This window comes from Enterococcus xiangfangensis (genome assembly GCF_005405365.1).
Classification (GTDB): Bacteria; Bacillota; Bacilli; order Lactobacillales; family Enterococcaceae; genus Enterococcus_A; species Enterococcus_A xiangfangensis.
The window spans coordinates 105,554-122,082 of record NZ_BJDX01000001.1 but is presented as its reverse complement, the minus strand read 5'-3'; the positions used below and the strand labels follow the sequence as shown (position 1 = coordinate 122,082).

At 34.0% G+C, this 16,529-nt stretch carries 12 protein-coding genes; all 12 read left to right on the top strand.

The window, feature by feature from the left end; all coding sequences use genetic code 11:
* Positions 1-2: 2 nt before the first annotated feature.
* The 12 genes from FFM68_RS00600 (at position 3) to FFM68_RS00545 (ending at position 16,518) form a co-directional block, all read left to right on the top strand.
* Positions 3-3,161 (top strand): glycosyltransferase, encoded by a 3,159-nt coding sequence (locus FFM68_RS00600; protein ID WP_137617514.1) that lies wholly within the window; start codon positions 3-5, stop codon positions 3,159-3,161.
* 4 nt (positions 3,162-3,165) lie between these two features.
* Positions 3,166-5,310: a glycosyltransferase family 2 protein gene (locus FFM68_RS00595; protein ID WP_137617513.1), complete on the top strand. Its 2,145-nt coding sequence runs from the start codon at positions 3,166-3,168 to the stop codon at positions 5,308-5,310.
* A 345-nt stretch (positions 5,311-5,655) separates the two neighbouring features.
* Positions 5,656-7,047, top strand: coding sequence for a sugar transferase (locus FFM68_RS00590; protein ID WP_137617512.1), 1,392 nt, complete (start codon positions 5,656-5,658; stop codon positions 7,045-7,047).
* Positions 7,048-7,061: 14 nt separating this feature from the next.
* Positions 7,062-8,102: a glycosyltransferase family 2 protein gene (locus FFM68_RS00585; protein WP_137617511.1), complete on the top strand. Its 1,041-nt coding sequence runs from the start codon at positions 7,062-7,064 to the stop codon at positions 8,100-8,102.
* Positions 8,103-8,117: 15 nt separating this feature from the next.
* The gene (locus FFM68_RS00580) at positions 8,118-8,990 is read left to right on the top strand and encodes a LicD family protein (RefSeq protein ID WP_137617510.1); all 873 of its coding nucleotides are present in this window, start codon (positions 8,118-8,120) and stop codon (positions 8,988-8,990) included.
* Positions 8,991-9,692, top strand: coding sequence for an IspD/TarI family cytidylyltransferase (locus FFM68_RS00575; protein WP_137617509.1), 702 nt, complete (start codon positions 8,991-8,993; stop codon positions 9,690-9,692).
* 10 nt (positions 9,693-9,702) lie between these two features.
* On the top strand, positions 9,703-10,758 hold the full coding sequence (locus FFM68_RS00570) for an NAD-dependent epimerase/dehydratase family protein (protein WP_137617508.1): 1,056 nt from the start codon (positions 9,703-9,705) through the stop codon (positions 10,756-10,758).
* Positions 10,758-11,735 carry a glycosyltransferase family 2 protein gene (locus tag FFM68_RS00565; protein WP_137617507.1) on the top strand — a complete coding sequence of 326 codons (978 nt, stop codon included), beginning with the start codon at positions 10,758-10,760 and terminating at the stop codon, positions 11,733-11,735. The genes FFM68_RS00570 and FFM68_RS00565 overlap by 1 nt, the downstream gene beginning before the upstream one ends.
* Positions 11,736-11,824: 89 nt before the next feature.
* Positions 11,825-13,333: an O-antigen polysaccharide polymerase Wzy family protein gene (locus tag FFM68_RS00560; protein WP_137617506.1), complete on the top strand. Its 1,509-nt coding sequence runs from the start codon at positions 11,825-11,827 to the stop codon at positions 13,331-13,333.
* Between the two features lie 8 nt (positions 13,334-13,341).
* A complete protein-coding gene (locus tag FFM68_RS00555) occupies positions 13,342-14,736 on the top strand; it encodes a lipopolysaccharide biosynthesis protein (RefSeq protein WP_137617505.1) in 1,395 nt (464 codons plus the stop codon).
* A 22-nt stretch (positions 14,737-14,758) separates the two neighbouring features.
* Complete coding sequence (locus FFM68_RS00550) at positions 14,759-15,610, top strand: hypothetical protein (protein WP_137617504.1); 852 nt, start codon at positions 14,759-14,761, stop codon at positions 15,608-15,610.
* A 71-nt stretch (positions 15,611-15,681) separates the two neighbouring features.
* On the top strand, positions 15,682-16,518 hold the full coding sequence (locus FFM68_RS00545; protein WP_137617503.1) for a LicD family protein: 837 nt from the start codon (positions 15,682-15,684) through the stop codon (positions 16,516-16,518).
* Positions 16,519-16,529 lie beyond the last annotated feature (11 nt).

Genomic DNA, 16,529 nt, shown 5'->3' with positions numbered 1-16,529 from the left:
TTATGAAGTATGATTTTGATTTGTCGCTTGAAGAACACACGAGTGTAGGAAAAATCATTAGTCAAATCACTGAAGGTTCGTCCGTTTTAGAATTTGGTCCGGGTAATGGTCGAATGACCCAATACTTGATCAACGAAAAAAAATGTGAAGTATCGATCGTTGAGTTTGATCCAATCTTATTTGAGCACGTCATGGGCTTTGCCCAGGACGGCTTTTTAGGAAATATTGAAGAATATAAATGGAACGATCATTTTGCTGATAAGACTTTTGATTTTATTATTTTTGCAGACGTGTTAGAACATTTAACTGATTCTGAAAAAGCCTTGCAAGAAGCAAGTAAATTCTTGGCACCAAACGGCGAGATATTATTGACTTTCCCCAACTTGGCACATAATTCAGTCATGATCGATTTGTTCAACAATAAATTAGATTGGAAACAATATGGTCTGTTAGATCAGACGCATAACAGTTTTTATACACAGCATGGCTTTGAAGAATTATTTGATCGAATTGGACTATCTATCCGACGTGAAGATTTTACTTATTCACAAGTAGGGCAAAACGAATTGTCAGCAAGCTATGATGAGCTGCCACAAATGGTGCGTTACGATTTCAAAAACCGCCCATTCGGGGAAGTTTATCAATATTTTTATGCATTGCGTAAAGAGCCAGTAGCACAACCTGAACGGGTAGAACCAATCAATTCAAATTATAATAAACAAGTGCAATTAGCTTATTTAATTGATGGAAAATTTGAGGTAGAACCGTATATTTTTAATAATCAAACAAATGAAAATAAAACCACGGCACATCATGCTCCAATAAATGCTGAAAAATTACGGATCGTTATTGGCAAAGTTCCAGCAACGATTGAATTATCAGTTGTTGTTGATAATAAGTTATTGAGGATTGAAGAAACAAATGCCTCTTGGTATCAAGAAGATCTGTTTTTATTTCCTAAAATTACAGAAGAACCTTATGTGATCATTGATGGGGCATTGATCGCAGGAAAAGACTACACAGTAAACGTCAATATTTTGAATGAGGAAGAATTCATTCCTTCTGAAGTCAAAGTTATGCAAGATGTGGTCAATGAAAAGGCAAAAAATCGGTTGCTTGCAGTGAAACTAAATTACTTGGATCGCTATGATTACCAATTAAAAGATATTCCTTATGTAGAAGCAAGTGAAACCAATGGCATCAAATTAACGATTGAGTCCATTGAAAATAATGAAGCTGAAAATGAAGTGATCATTAAAGGTTGGGGTTTTTCAGAAGCCAATCATTTGCCGCTAGATTATTTATTAGCAGAGTCAATGAACAGTTTGCAAGTCAATTCAATTTATCGCCCTGATGTAAATGAAGTTTTCGAAATCGATTCGATCGAGAAATACGGTTTTATTTTAACGGCAAAGAATCTGCAAGTGCTTGAAGATCTCAAATTATTTGTTGTAGATGATCATGATCAGGTCTATCCAGTTGTGGCAAAACATGCGAAAACGGTGAATACCCCTGTGACAAGAAAAATCCGTCATTTACTAGGTTCAATCAAACGCAACGGTTTTTCTGGTGCTCTGAAAAATTATCAACGTTCAAAACAGCAAAGTGCTAATTATGAAGAGTGGATGACAAAAGTAGAAGAGCCAGCTAGAGCAGAGTTGCTTGAATCAATGGACCAATTGACATTTAAACCGAAAATTTCTTTAGTTGTCCCTGTATATAATGTTGATGAGAAATGGCTACGCGCTTGTGTGAAGTCGTTGACAGATCAAATTTATCCGAATTGGGAACTTTGTTTAGCCGACGATGCATCACCAAAAGCTCATATCAAGCCTTTGCTCCAAGAATTGGCGGCTGAAGATGAACGGGTGAAGCTCGTTCTTCGCGAAAAAAATGGACATATTTCAGAAGCAACTAATTCAGCGATCGCAGTTGCGACTGGAGAATATATCGGCTTTTTAGATAACGATGATATTTTGGCTGATACTGCTTTACTGGCGGTGGTCAATGCACTGAATGAAAATCAAGATCGTGAATTCATCTATACTGATGAAGATAAATTATCGATGAGCGGGAAACGATTTGATCCATTCTTCAAGCCGAACTGGAATGAAACACTGTTGTTAGGCCATAACTACATCACCCATTTTGTCGTAGTGAAACGGGCCATCGTAGAAACGATTGGTGGATTACGGACAGAATTTAATGGTAGTCAAGACTATGATTTTGTTTTACGTGCAACGGAAGCGGCCAAAGAAATTCATCATATTTCTAATATTTTGTATCATTGGCGTACGATTGAAACTTCAGTAGCGATGGATCCTCAGAGTAAAGAGTATGCTTATGTAGCTGGTCAAAATGCGTTACAGGCAGCACTTGAGCGACGTGAGCTTAAGGGTGTCGTTACTATGACTAAAAACTACGGTGCGTATAAGATCGATTTCAAACATGATACTGTACCGAAAGTTTCAATCGTTCTAAGCGGCAAGCCAAGTGAAGCACAAATAAAAACATTGTTAGCGACTGATTGGCAAAATTTTGAAATTTTAACGAATACGACAAAAGTAAAAGATGAACGTATCAAAGTAATTGCTGATACAACTGAAAATGGATTAGCAAAAGAAGCAACTGGCGAGTTTCTAGTCTTCTTATCAGAGGAATTGACGCCAACAACCGACAATTGGTTGAACGAGGCGTTGAACTTTGTTCGTCTGCCAAATGTCAGTGCAGTTACTGGTAAAGTAATCAGTAAAGATGACGCTATTTTAAATTGTGGAGTGATTCTTGATTCTGAAAACGAACGCGTCGTATACGAGCAACAAGGATTATCCAATAAAACGATTGGGACTTATTTCCGTCCAACATTGCCGCGAGAAATTTATACTACGACAGAAGATGTGCTGATCATCAGCAAAGACGACTTCGCAGCACTCGGGGGCTTTGATTTGGAGTTGCCACCTGCAATTAAAGGGATCGACTTTTCGATTCGCTTAGCAAAAGAAAATAAGAAATTGGTTTTTGATCCTTATGTTGAAGTTCGCTATCCTGGTGAAAATCATTTCAGCATAAAAAAAGAAGCATATGATGCTTTAGCGAATAAATATTCTCAAGAATTGAATGATCCATTGATCAATCCAAATCAATTCAGCATAGGAGGTTAATCTGTTGGCAAAAAATGAACAAGTTTGCATTGACCAATGCAGTTATCATCCTGAAACTAAACAGTTGGAAATCACAGGTTGGGCACTTGATTTAACTTCAAAGAAAGTTCCGACAATTGAAATTTTTCCAGAGAATGTAGTTAGTGATAAAACGGAACAGTATCCGCGTTCCGATGTTGCTGCTGCGCATAAAACAAGTGCAATTTTGCAAATGGGCTTTCACTTAACAATCAAAGTGGCAGATCCCACTGAAGCAATCAAAGTTGCATTTAACTTTGACGAAAATAGCCAAAGTCAATCATTTATCCCAAATGAAACTATCGTGAAGGAACCTAAACAAGCTTTGCAGATCCAAAAAATCTACGGAAAAGCGCGCAAAGGGTTAGGCTATCTGAAACGAAACGGGTTAAAAAGTACATTACGACGAATCAAGTTGGAACAAACGAAACAATCGGATGAAAGCTACCAACAGTGGATTGCTGAAAATGAAAATTGGGACATTGATGCGATCAAAGCAGAAATCGCTGAGTTCAATTATCAGCCGGTTATTTCAATTTTAATGCCGGTTTATAATGTTGAGGAAAAATGGTTAGCAAAATGCATCGAGTCAGTTCAAAATCAATTCTATCCAAACTGGGAATTATGTATGGCAGATGATCATTCTACCGACGCATCAGTCAGACCGTTATTAGAAAAATATGCAGCGAAAGATTCACGCATCAAGCTTGTTTTTCGTTCCGAAAACGGCCATATTTCTAGAGCAACTAATTCAGCACTGGAGATTGCTACCGGCGAATTCACCGCTTTACTGGATAATGATGATGAACTAGCACCAATTGCTTTGTATGAAGTAGTAAAAAGGTTGAATCAAAATTCCGAATTGGATTTGATTTATAGCGATGAAGATAAGATTGATATGGTAGGAAAAAGATTTGATCCAGCTTTCAAACCGGATTGGTCGCCAGATTTATTATTAGGAACGAATTATATTTCTCACTTAGGTGTTTATCGTCGTTCTATCATGGAAAAAATCGGCGGCTTCCGAGTAGGATACGAAGGGTCACAAGATTATGACTTGGTTTTACGTTTTACTGAACAAACTACAGCAGAACGGATCGCACATATTCCGCAAGTCTTATATTATTGGCGAATTTTGCCAAGCTCAACAGCAGCTGATCAATCAACAAAAAGTTATGCATTTGACGCTGGCCTAAAAGCCGTCCAAGCAGCCATTGAACGTCGCGGAATTAAAGCTGCAGTCAATCATGCTGCGGGAAATGGTTTGTATGATGTGGATTATCAAGTACTTTCAGAAGAGTTGGTCAGTGTGATCATTCCTACTCGTAATGGCTATGATGATGTGAAGCGCTGTCTGGATTCAATTATTGAAAAAACAACGTATCCAAATTATGAAATCATTATGGCAGATAACGGCAGCAATCAACCAGAAATGAAAAAACTTTATCAGGATTATCAAAACCAATTAGGGGAACGTTTCGTGGTAGAGTCAATCGATATTCCCTTTAACTACTCGCGTATCAATAACTTAGCTGCAAAAGCCGCTAAAGGTAAATATTTATTGTTTTTAAACAATGACACCGAAGTCATCACACCCGAATGGATGACAAAAATGGTTTCTTTTGCTCAGTTTGAACGAATTGGGTGTGTCGGAGCAAAATTATATTATCCTAACAATACGATTCAACATGCAGGTGTCATCTTAGGAATGGGCGGAGCAGCTGGACATGGACACCACACGTTCCCACGAGGGGATTTTGGTTACTTTGGAAAACTGGAAATAAATGTCGATTATTTAGCAGTAACTGCTGCTTGCCTAATGATTCGTGCCAAAGACTTTGCAGAAGTCGGCGGCTTCAATGAAGAATTGACTGTCGCTTTTAACGATGTCGATTTATGTTTGAAGGAGTATAAAAAAGGACACAATAATGTCTGGCTGCATGGTGTAGAATTATACCACTTTGAATCTCAATCACGTGGCTACGAAAATACACCCGAAAAACAAGCCCGATTCGAAAAAGAGACTAAGCACATGGAAGAAACATGGGCAGAATACATTGAAAACGATCCCTATTATAATCCCAATTTGACTAGGGTTGGAGGAGATTTTTCAGTGCGATTAGGGAAATAAAATGATATTAGAAACTAAGATTTTTGGAGTGGAGAAATCCACTCTTTTTTATTGATTAGGATAATATGGAGAGGGTTTGATGAGTATCTAATTGGAAACAGGATTTAGAATCAAGAATCTAACTGCTCTTTTATAAATAAGGAGAGGTATTTATATTCTTTAAATTTTGTTTATAGCTTAGATACTAAAATCTAGCTTCATTTGTGAACAAAAGGCAATCAAATCAGTTGATTTGATTGCCTTTTGTTTTTTTAGTTTTTAATACATTTCTTAGGAACGCTACATTTTTTTTAGGGGGTATGGTAAGATGTGTAATGGATTATTTTGTGGATTAGGAGTGTTTGTATGAATAAAAACGGCGAATGGGGTGCCGCGCGTCGAGTGTTTATTATTTTGATGGACGTGATTGTTTATAATTTTTCCATCTACTTTAGTTTTTGGCTGAAATTTGGCGGAGCTATTCCAACAAGAAACTTTGAGACATTTGAAAGTTCCGCATTATTTATTTCATTGTTTTTTGTTGTGTTGAATGTTTTATTGAGTACCTATGTTTTTTATAATCGAATTGTCAGTGATATTGTCTTTGTGACTGTCATTGGACAATTTTTGATGGCATTGGGGATTATGATTATCACGTTTGCCGGACGCTGGTTTGCTTTTCCTAGAATGGTTATTTTGCTTTCTTTTCTAATCGGAACAATTTTATTAATCGGTTATCGTACGATTATTTACCAAGCGTATATGAAATTTGGTGCTGACAAGCGAGTAACGATTCTTGGTTTTGAAAAAAATGTTGCACCAGCAATTCAAAACTTCAATTCACAAAAGAACAATAAGCACAAAGTACAATTTGTGGTACTTGATCATTTTTATGATAATTTATTGGAAATTATCGATGATGTAGATATTGTATATTTAGCGTCAGAAATTGCTGAAAAAGAGAAGATAAAAATCTATCAGCTAGTTACTAAAAAAGAAAAGAAACTGTTTTTGAATACAACTTTTGAAAACTTAGTAACAATCAACCCAAATATCATGAATTTTGAAGATGAAAGTGTCATTGAATCTTCTGGCTTTAGAATTCCTTCAGAAAACGCGATGTTCAAGCGGTTGTTTGATATCATCGTTTCATTGATCTTATTAGTGATCGCCTCACCATTTATGCTGATCACAGCGATTCTAGTGAAAGTGACCTCACCAGGTCCGATCATCTACAAACAGATTCGAATCACGCAAGATCAAAAAGAATTTCCAATTTATAAATTCCGTTCAATGAGCGCTGCGGCGGAATCAAAGTCAGGTCCAGTCTTAGCAAAAAGCAATGATACGCGTGTAACACCAGTCGGAAAATTCATTCGGGCTGTCCGTTTTGATGAATTGCCGCAGTTGATCAATGTTTTGAAGGGCGATATGTCGATCATTGGTCCGCGCCCTGAACGCCCTTTCTTCGTGGAACAGTTTAATGCAGAAAATCCTTATTATTATCTGCGTCATAATGTTCGTACGGGAATCACCGGCTATGCTCAAGTCTATGGTAAATATGCATCCGACTATAATAGCAAGTTGAAATTTGATTTATTGTATATCAAGAAGTATTCACTTATGTTGGATTTGAAAATCTTGCTTCAAACAATCAAGATTTTGTTTGATAAAGTTTCTTCTCAAGGCTTAGAAGAAGATGAGCTATGTACATCATTAGATAAAATGGATTTTCCGAAAGAGAAGATTCTTCAATAATTTGAGGTGAAAGAATGGCTGAGCCAAAATTTAGTATCATCATTCCAGTATATAATGCTGAGAAAACCATTACTAAAATAATCAAAGTATTAAAAGCGATCACTGCCGCAAGCTTTGAGGTGTTGTTGATTAATGATGGTTCAATCGATAATACGAAGGAAATGATTAGTAATAGTATCAACAGTGATCCGCGCTTTTCTTTACTGAATAAAAAGAATGAAGGACCGGGTCCTGCTAGGAATGTTGGAATTGAACAGGCTAAAGGCGACTATCTGCTATTTTTTGATGCAGACGACTTTCCCGAAAAAAGTATATTAGACGACTACACTAATATTATTTCTAAAAATCCTGATCTTGATTTAATCATTAGTTCCTTTACTTTCAGAACGTTAAATCAAGGAAAGCTTGTGGATGAAAAGAAATTTTTAGTAGACGACTATGTTTATAACAGTAATGAGGAATTTTTATTAGACATGTATGAATTAATGAATAAACAACTAATGTATGTTATTTGGAATAAGTGCTATCGACGCGACCTCATTATGGATAACAACATTCGTTTTAAAGATTATCGCAGTTGTGAGGATCGAATCTTCAATCTAGCTTATTATAAGTATTGTTCTCTTGTTGTAATGAATGCTAAAAGTGAATATATTTATGAATTTGAGGGTGGCCAAGGAATAACCAATCAATATAACAGCAATAAGTTTGCTACCTTTAAAGAGTTCTATGAGCGAAGTAATGCGATCACCAATAACGAGAATGAAGCTGGAATGGCGGCCTTATTCCTTAAAGGGACTATATCTGTCATTTTTTCAATTTTAGAGACAAACAAGGTTGATAAAAAACAGAAAAAGTTGGAGGTCAACTCCATTTTGAGTGACAGCTCTATAACAGAAGCAAAAAAGAAAGCAATAACTGATACTACAGCAAAAAAAATTACTAAATTACTTTTTAATATGCCAAAACCGTTACTTATGCTGGTACTCAACACGGGATCTTTTGTCGAAACAAAGATGCCGGGAATGATGGCGTTGTTGAAGAGAAAATATTAATGATTGAGGGATTGTATGTACAGCAAAGACAGGCAGTTACGTCAGGTACAAGAAACTAGTTTGAAGCTTGCAAAGTATTTTTCTGATTTTTGTGATAAGAATGGACTGTTATGCTATTTATGTGGTGGCGGGGCAATTGGCTCGATTCGTCATCAAGGTTTTATTCCTTGGGATGATGATCTAGATTTTTTTATGCCTAGAGCTGATTACGAGAAGCTGATGGATTTATGGAAAGAACAGGAAAATAATGATAGATATATCTTGCTAAGAGCTAGTGGAGATTACAATGATCGCAATTCGTTCACGACATTAAGAGACAAGGAAACGACTTTTATTAAGACCTATCAAAAGGATTTAGATATTAGTCATGGTATACAAATTGATATCTTTCCTTTGGATATTGCTCCTGCCAAAACGTATCAAAGAAAAATCCAGAAATTTTGGGCTTTAGTGTATGCGATTTACTGCAGCCAACAAGTACCGCAAAATCATGGGAAAGTTTTGGCTAGGCTTGGAAAAGTATTATTGGATTTAGCACCTAGTCAATTGAAGAAGTATCATATTTGGAAATACGCAGAAAAACAGATGACAAAGTATCGTTCGCAAGATACCGGGTTTGTCACTGAGTTATGTGTAGGTCCTAGATACATGGGAAATGTTTACCCTAAAAAGGATTTCTTAGATTCTAAAAAGGTTGCTTTTGAAGATACAGAATTGCCAATCCCAGTAGGATATGACAATTATCTGTCAACTGTTTTTGGGAATTATATGCAATTGCCTCCAAAGGAGCAGCAAGTGGCACATCATGAAACAGTATTCATAGATCCAGAGAACACTTATACAAAATATAAAGGTGTTTACTATTTAACTAACAAGGAGGATAAATAAATGATTACAGCATTGATTATTGCCGGTGGCGTTGGAAAAAGGATGGGGCAAGACATTCCTAAACAATTTATTACCATTGAAGGCAAACCAATTATTATCTACACTCTTGAATCCTTTGAGCATCACCCATTAGTTGATCGAGTTTTAGTTGTATGTAAACATGGGTGGGAAGAAACATTATGGGGCTACGTTAAAGAATATAAACTAAAAAAAGTTCAATGGATTATTCCTGGAGGATCGAAAGGGCAAGAGTCAATTAATAATGGTGTTCAGTTCCTTAAAGAGTACTCTGATGAAAATGATACGATTATCATCCATGATGGTATTCGACCATTAGTAGATGAGATCGTTCTTTCAGACGTAATCGTTAAATGCCAAGAACATGGAAATGGTGTGACTTCACTGCCGTATAATGAACAAATATTTTTAAAAGATACGGAAGAAACGACCAAACAATATATTGATCGCAATACATTGCGACGTGTTTCTACACCGCAAGCCTATCAGTTTGGAAAACTAAGCTGGGCTTATGACAAAGCAATCAAAGAAGATATCGGAATGACGGATTCTTCTTACACAAATACTATGATGGTTGAACTTGGTGAGACGTTGTATTTCGCAGCAGGTTCAGACAAAAATATTAAATTGACAACTCAAGATGATTTAGAACTCTTTAAAGCATATTTAAAGATGAAAGATTAGAGGTGAAAGTGTGTTACTAGAAAATGAAATTTATCGTGCTGAGTTAAATAAAATTAATCAAGCAAAAAATAATTGGGATAGGATTGATAACCATTCTTTTTTGATTATTGGTGCGACTGGAATGATTGGTTCTTACATGATCGATGTCTTGATGATGAGAAATGAAAAATATGAATCTAATATTCATATATTTGCGATGGGAAGAAGCAAGGAGCGTTTGAAAAAGCGTTTTTCAATGTATCTTGAAACTCCTTTTTTTCATCTGGTCGAAGGAGACGTTACTCAGCCAATCAATCTAAATGAAGAAGTAGATTATATTTTTCATGGCGCTAGTAACACACATCCTCGGGCATATGCTACGGATCCGATTGGGACGATCATGACCAATTTGATGGGGACACAACAAGTTTTGGATTTCGCTACAAAAAATAAAGCAAAGCGTGTAGCATTTTTATCAACCGTTGAAATTTATGGTGAGAACCGCGGCGATGTTGAAAAATTTACAGAGGACTATTGCGGCTATATTGACTGTAATACCTTAAGAGCTGGTTATCCAGAAGGAAAACGTGCTAGTGAAAGTCTTTGTCAGGCTTATATTGCAAAACATGGGTTAGATATTGTTATACCAAGAATCTGTCGGACATTTGGTCCAACGATGTTGTTAAATGATTCAAAAGCCTCCTCTCAATTTATTCTAAATGCAGTAAATAAGGAAGATATCGTTCTGAAAAGCGAAGGGAATCAATATTTTTCTTATGCATACGTAGGCGATGTTGTTTATGCATTGCTTTATCTATTAGTGAATGGCGAAAAAGGAGAAGCTTACAATATTGCCGCCTCAGAGTTTGATTTACATCTCAAAGATTTAGCACAGGCATTAGCAGGTTTAAATCAGAGAGAGGTTACTTTTGATTTACCCGATGAAGAGGAAAGAAAAGGTTTTTCAACAGCAAATCAAGCTATCTTAGCTTCAAATAAAATTAATGCTATTGGATGGGAGCCATTATTTGGTCTAGCTGAAGCATTAGAAAATACAGTAGAGTTAATCAGAAATGAGCGAGTTTAATGTGTGAAATAAGTATTATTGTTCCTGTTTACAATGTGGAGAAGTATCTGAAAAAATGTGTTGATTCCATTTTAGCCCAAACATTTACAGATTTTGAATTGATTTTAGTGGATGATGGCTCGCCGGATAATTCAGGAGCGATCTGTGACCAATACGCTGAACAAGATTCGCGTGTCAAAGTTATACATAAAGAAAACGGCGGCTTAAGCGATGCAAGGAATGCTGGGATTGAAGTTGCTAAAGGGAAATATTTAGGTTTTATTGACAGTGATGATTATATTGCAGAAGATATGTACGAACTTTTGTATAACAATATTATTAGAGAAAAAGCAGATTTATCCATTTGTGGGATATATGATGTTTATAAGGATAAAGAACCTAAAATTTTGCCAGAATTTAGAGAAGTGTGTACGAAAGAAAAAACAATAAAAATGATTTTAGATGCTAATCTAATCTCTGTTCATGCTGTAAATAAATTATATAAAAAGACGCTATTTAAAAATGTGAGATATCCTATAGGAAAAATAACCGAAGATGCCGCTGTAATTCTTGAAATACTAGATCAGTGTGAGAAGATAATTATTGATGCTACGCAGAAGTATTTCTATTTCCACAGAGATGATAGTATATCAAGTAAAAATTTTTCTATAGAAAGTTTACAAACAATTGAGGTTTGGCGTGAAAATGAAAAATGGATTTTAGATAATATACCTAGTCTATATACTGAAGTTCATACGAGAGTTTGTTGGGCTAACTTCATAGTATTAGATAAGATTGTTAATGCTAGTGTAGAAAATGAAGTACCTGAAACTGAGGAGATTGTTAATTATTTAAAATCTAATTTTCAATTTATTATGAAAAACTCAATCATTACAAGAAACAGAAAAATATCAATGATATTATTAATGAGTAGTTTAAAATTATATAAAATTCCTTCTTTAATTCAAACTAAATGGATAAACAAAATAAATAATTAGTAGGGAATATTACTATAATTAATACTTATATTTATAGTATGATAATAGCTGCTAGTAATATTCAGGACGTGTAAGGAGATGTAGTATTAATGATAGAATTATTAAAAAAATATTGGGGAAAAATTATTTTAGTTTTCCAATATTTTTTTCTTTTGTTAGGTTTTTTATTTTTTCTTTTAGGCTATATTAACGAAAGCTTTAATTTTCAAATTTTTGGGATTGTCTGCCTTGGGGTAAATAATCTTATATTTGCTTCTCGAAAAATGGGAGATCGTGTTCTTTTCTTTTTCTTTACAGTTATGCTTTTTACGTTTATGTATAGTCGTCCATTTATTAGTATGATTCGCGGAAATATTTGGTGGTGGTATTTTGAGCCAGAGAGTATTCAATTTTCGTTAATTGCATTATTCATCAGTACTTTACTACTTTATATTGGTGTAATATTTTACAATGTAATTGAAATAAAATGGTTTCCTAAGAGAGAAAATAAGGCGAAGGAAACTTCTGAGAAGTATAAAAAAAGGATGTTATTATTCGTAGTATCTTTTTTAATGTTTGTTGTTTGCTGGACCTGCTCAACATTAATAGACGTTGAAAAACTTTTATTTGTTCGTGGACATTCCTATGAAGAATTCTATGTAAGCTATAAAACTGTTGCTCCATTACCGGTAAAGGCGTTAGCCACTATGATGCCGTATTCAATATGCTTTCTATTAGCCTGCAAGCCAAGGAAGAAAATTGTTTTTCCTATATTAGCTTTTTATGTTTTAGGTGGAGTTCCAACTCTTTTGATGGGACAGCGAAATACTGTAGTACTTAGATTATTATTTATACTAGTTTATTATATTATTGAAAATTATTATGATGACCGTGACAAATGGTTAGGAAAATTTGAAAAGCTTGGGATTGCTATAGGTACTCCATTTTTATTGCTACTTTTAGGTGCTTACAATTATATTCGAGCAAATACAGCAGTAGAGTCAAAAGGTATAGTCTCGTTAATTATGGATTTTTTCTATAAACAAGGGACCCAATTTGATACATTGACTTCTGGATATGAAAATTTAGCAAAACTTCCTTTTATAGATTTGAAAAACTATACTTTTGGTGGTTTTATAGACTCTTTTAAACATGGATTTATAGCTCAGAAAGTTTTTGGTTCTCCTGGCCTAGGAGATGGAAATAATCCGTTAAAAGGAATGGTAAGTAATTCGTATGCGCATAATTTAGCCTATGTTTATAGACGGGATGCCTATCTTGCAGGAAATGGGAATGGGGGTTCTTATCTATTAGATGTAAATGCTGATTATGGGATGCTAGGAATAATATTATTTAGTTTGTTATTTGGTATAATCTTAATTTTTCTCGTGAGATTATTTACGTCTCCTGGCTACCTGAGTTCGGTATTTTTTTTGTGTTGTCTAAGTGATATTTTTTGGACTCCACGAGGTGGTGCAACGGAATGGTTACTATTTCTTATTAAGCCATCATTTATATTTAGTGTTATTACGTTATTAGGGGGATATCTAATATTCAAAAAGTCTAAATTATTTCCTCAAAAAATGTTTGAGTATCTGAAAGGAAAAGAGTTAATTTGAAGGATTTAATGAAGTTTATAAAGTCGACAGGGATTTACTTATTAGGGAATGTATTAAGTAAGTCATTATCATTTTTCTTACTTCCATTATATACATCTTATCTGAGTCCCAATGATTACGGGATTTATGATCTTTCCATCGCGTATAATACTTTCTTGATTTCGATATTGTTTCTAGATATCTGGGAAGGTACCATGCGATTTATGTTTGACTTTTCAGGAAATGACAAAAATAAACCAATAACTATTGGAATTCTAATGTTTTCTATATCTACTATTATTTATGCGATTGTGTTGGTGATATTTGGAAAGATAGCAGGATTACAGTTCTTAGGCTTACTTTTTATTATGGGATTAGTAAATAATTTTCAACAGGTAGTCGGATATATCGCTCGTGGTTTTGGTAAAAATAATGCGTTTGTTATGTGTGGATTAATAGGTTCTTTAGTGACATTATTGTCAAATATTATTCTCTTGTCTGTTTTTAAGATGGATTACAGTGCATTATACATTAGCTCGATTCTCGGATTAGGAATTAATGCGTTAGGTCTTTCTATTGTGATTAAATTGTGGGAGCGAGTAAAAGTTACATTTTTTGATTCAGCATTGTTTCATGAAATGCTGAGGTATTCACTCCCACTGTGTCTCAATTCAGGAGCTTGGTGGTTTCTGAATGGGTTTAACCGTGTTATGATATCTCATACACTTTCTAATGCAGATAATGGTATGTATGCTGTAGCTACGCGATTCAGCTCAATGCTTATGTTGGTAACGACCGGTTTCCAAATGGCTTGGCAAGAGTTATCTTACTCAAAAGCGGATGCTTCTGATGAAGATAAGGAAAAATTATACTCTCGTGCAATGAATGAGTATTCAAAATTTTTATATCTAGGTTTAATTACATTGTTACCCATCATAAAAATAATTTTTCCATATTTTATTGATGAAAAATATACTGCAGCGATCACTATTGTTCCAATTGCATTGTATGGAACTTTCTTTTCAAGCTTAACATCATTTTTAGCAAGTATTATTAATATCTTAAAAAAAAATCAATTTATATTTATGACAACACTGATGTCTGCACTCACCAACATCTTTATTTTGCTAATACTAATTAAGCCACTAGGCGTTCAAGCAGCAACAATCTCTTTATGTGTAGGATATGTCATAAGCTTTGTTGCTAGAATAAAGCTTGTAAGAAAATTTGTAAAAATAGAAATCAATATTAAACATTTTTTAATGTATACATTACTCTTCACTATAGCAGTGCTAATATTTAATTTTGGATCAATGTTAGTGAATATACTGGAGCTAATGATAATTCTTGTAATATTTTTCATGTCTTACAGAACAGAAATAATAAAAATCATTTCTACTAGACATAAAGAAAACATAGAATGATTAAAAATCTTGGAGGGTTTTTATGAAGAAAAAAGTAATTTTATTTCTATTGTTGTTCTTGGTAAGTACACTCTCAGGATGTTCAAATGATGAGAGGAAAAATCAAATTATTTTTACTAAGGATAAATTTAAAGTAGACGAGTTGGGCAATGTTCATATTAAAGGATACATATCTGGAATGTCTGAAGGAAATTATAAGGCCAACATTGATCGCGATAATCAGAATATATATCTTAATAATAAAGGGAAATTTGAAATCGATAGCTTTATTTTGAGTAATGAGCAAAAGGAGTTTTCTATTGGGGTTGAAACCCCTGAGGGGGAGATAGTTGTTGGTTCTACACCGTTGGATACTAAGGATTTTGCTAAAGCATTGAAGTTGAAGGAGTATATTTCGCCGCAACAAATATTAGATATGTATAAGGATTCATCATTATCTGTTGAAAATCAAGAAATAATAATACCTGAGCAAACACCTTTTAAAATACGTGAAGGAATAATCTTTTCAGATGGTTCAGATAAGAGTAATAATGAAATTAGAGTCTTTTCTTTTAATACAAAAGCAGACTTCAAGATAGCAAAAGAATACTATTTAAACGAGTCTAAATGGCTGCCTTCAAAAGAGCAATTTAATATTTCACAATTATTACAAATACCTGTTAAAAAAAAGAATAGTGATATTTCTAGTTTAGAATTTAGATATGGTTCATTGGACTTAAAAAAAATGCAAGAAATATTTGATAGAAATCCACTATATGGTTCAAGAATAGCTAGTAACGAAGAAAAAAAAATAATTTTGATTTGCGAAAATGGTATCCATAATGCTCAATTTAATATGTATAATCAAATTATTGATACCTTAGAAAGTAATTAACAAAGAAGATTCTATAAAGACATAGTATATTTTTTAATAATGCTGTTTCTGTATGAAAGGATGGAATTCAGATGACCAGTGAGAAATTAAAACTTGAAGAAATAAAAGAGGTAGCTCTGAATATGCTGGCTTATGTCGATGACATTTGCCAAAAAAATCAGTTGCAGTACTCTGTTTACTATGGTACTTTATTGGGTGCTGTTCGTCATCAAGGATTTATTCCGTGGGATGATGATATAGACATTGTTCTTCCGCGTCCAGATTATGAAAAATTATTAGAAATATTAATTGATGATTCAAATTATATACTGGCTAGTCCATTAAGTAATAGTTCTTATCGATATACTTATTCAAAACTTTTTGACCCAAAAACGAAATTAGTTTCAAAACAAATTCTTGGTTATGAGGATAAAAATGCAGGAGTATTCATTGATATTTTTCCTTTGGATGGTGTCCCAAATGATAAGGATGAGCAGAAGAAATATGCTAGTGAATTAGACTCGTATAAATTTGGATTTATGTACACTTTGGGTTTTTTATACGCTAGATCGTATTTTTACTCAAGGTCTATTATAAAGTTTTTAGTGAAATATCCTACACATAGAAAGTATAAGAAAAAAGGAAATTATAGATATTGGAGAAATCTATATGAACAAAATTCTTTAAGATATCCATTTGAAAAAAGTAACTTCTGCGGACATCTTGAATTTATAAAATATGATAAAGCAATTTATCCGACTGATTGGTTTTGTGAGGATAGTTTTGAAAGAATAGATTTCGAAGGTCATAAAGTAAATGCCATCAAGAATGCAGACATATTTTTAACACAGTATTTTGGCGATTACATGACTTTACCGCCTAAAGATGAACAAATATCAAATCACTCCTATGATTTTTATTGGAAATAGAAAGGATAAGA

Excerpts from the sequence above, each read along its gene's own strand:
- FFM68_RS00575 (WP_137617509.1), top strand. The coding sequence starts at position 8,991 with ATGATTACAGCATTGATTATTGCCGGTGGCGTTGGAAAAAGGATGGGG.
- FFM68_RS00565 (WP_137617507.1), top strand. The coding sequence starts at position 10,758 with ATGTGTGAAATAAGTATTATTGTTCCTGTTTACAATGTGGAGAAGTAT.
- FFM68_RS00560 (WP_137617506.1), top strand. The coding sequence starts at position 11,825 with ATGATAGAATTATTAAAAAAATATTGGGGAAAAATTATTTTAGTTTTC.
- FFM68_RS00545 (WP_137617503.1), top strand. The coding sequence starts at position 15,682 with ATGACCAGTGAGAAATTAAAACTTGAAGAAATAAAAGAGGTAGCTCTG.
- FFM68_RS00585 (WP_137617511.1), top strand. The coding sequence starts at position 7,062 with ATGGCTGAGCCAAAATTTAGTATCATCATTCCAGTATATAATGCTGAG.
- FFM68_RS00550 (WP_137617504.1), top strand. The coding sequence starts at position 14,759 with ATGAAGAAAAAAGTAATTTTATTTCTATTGTTGTTCTTGGTAAGTACA.
- FFM68_RS00600 (WP_137617514.1), top strand. The coding sequence starts at position 3 with ATGAAGTATGATTTTGATTTGTCGCTTGAAGAACACACGAGTGTAGGA.
- FFM68_RS00580 (WP_137617510.1), top strand. The coding sequence starts at position 8,118 with ATGTACAGCAAAGACAGGCAGTTACGTCAGGTACAAGAAACTAGTTTG.
- FFM68_RS00555 (WP_137617505.1), top strand. The coding sequence starts at position 13,342 with ATGAAGTTTATAAAGTCGACAGGGATTTACTTATTAGGGAATGTATTA.
- FFM68_RS00590 (WP_137617512.1), top strand. The coding sequence starts at position 5,656 with ATGAATAAAAACGGCGAATGGGGTGCCGCGCGTCGAGTGTTTATTATT.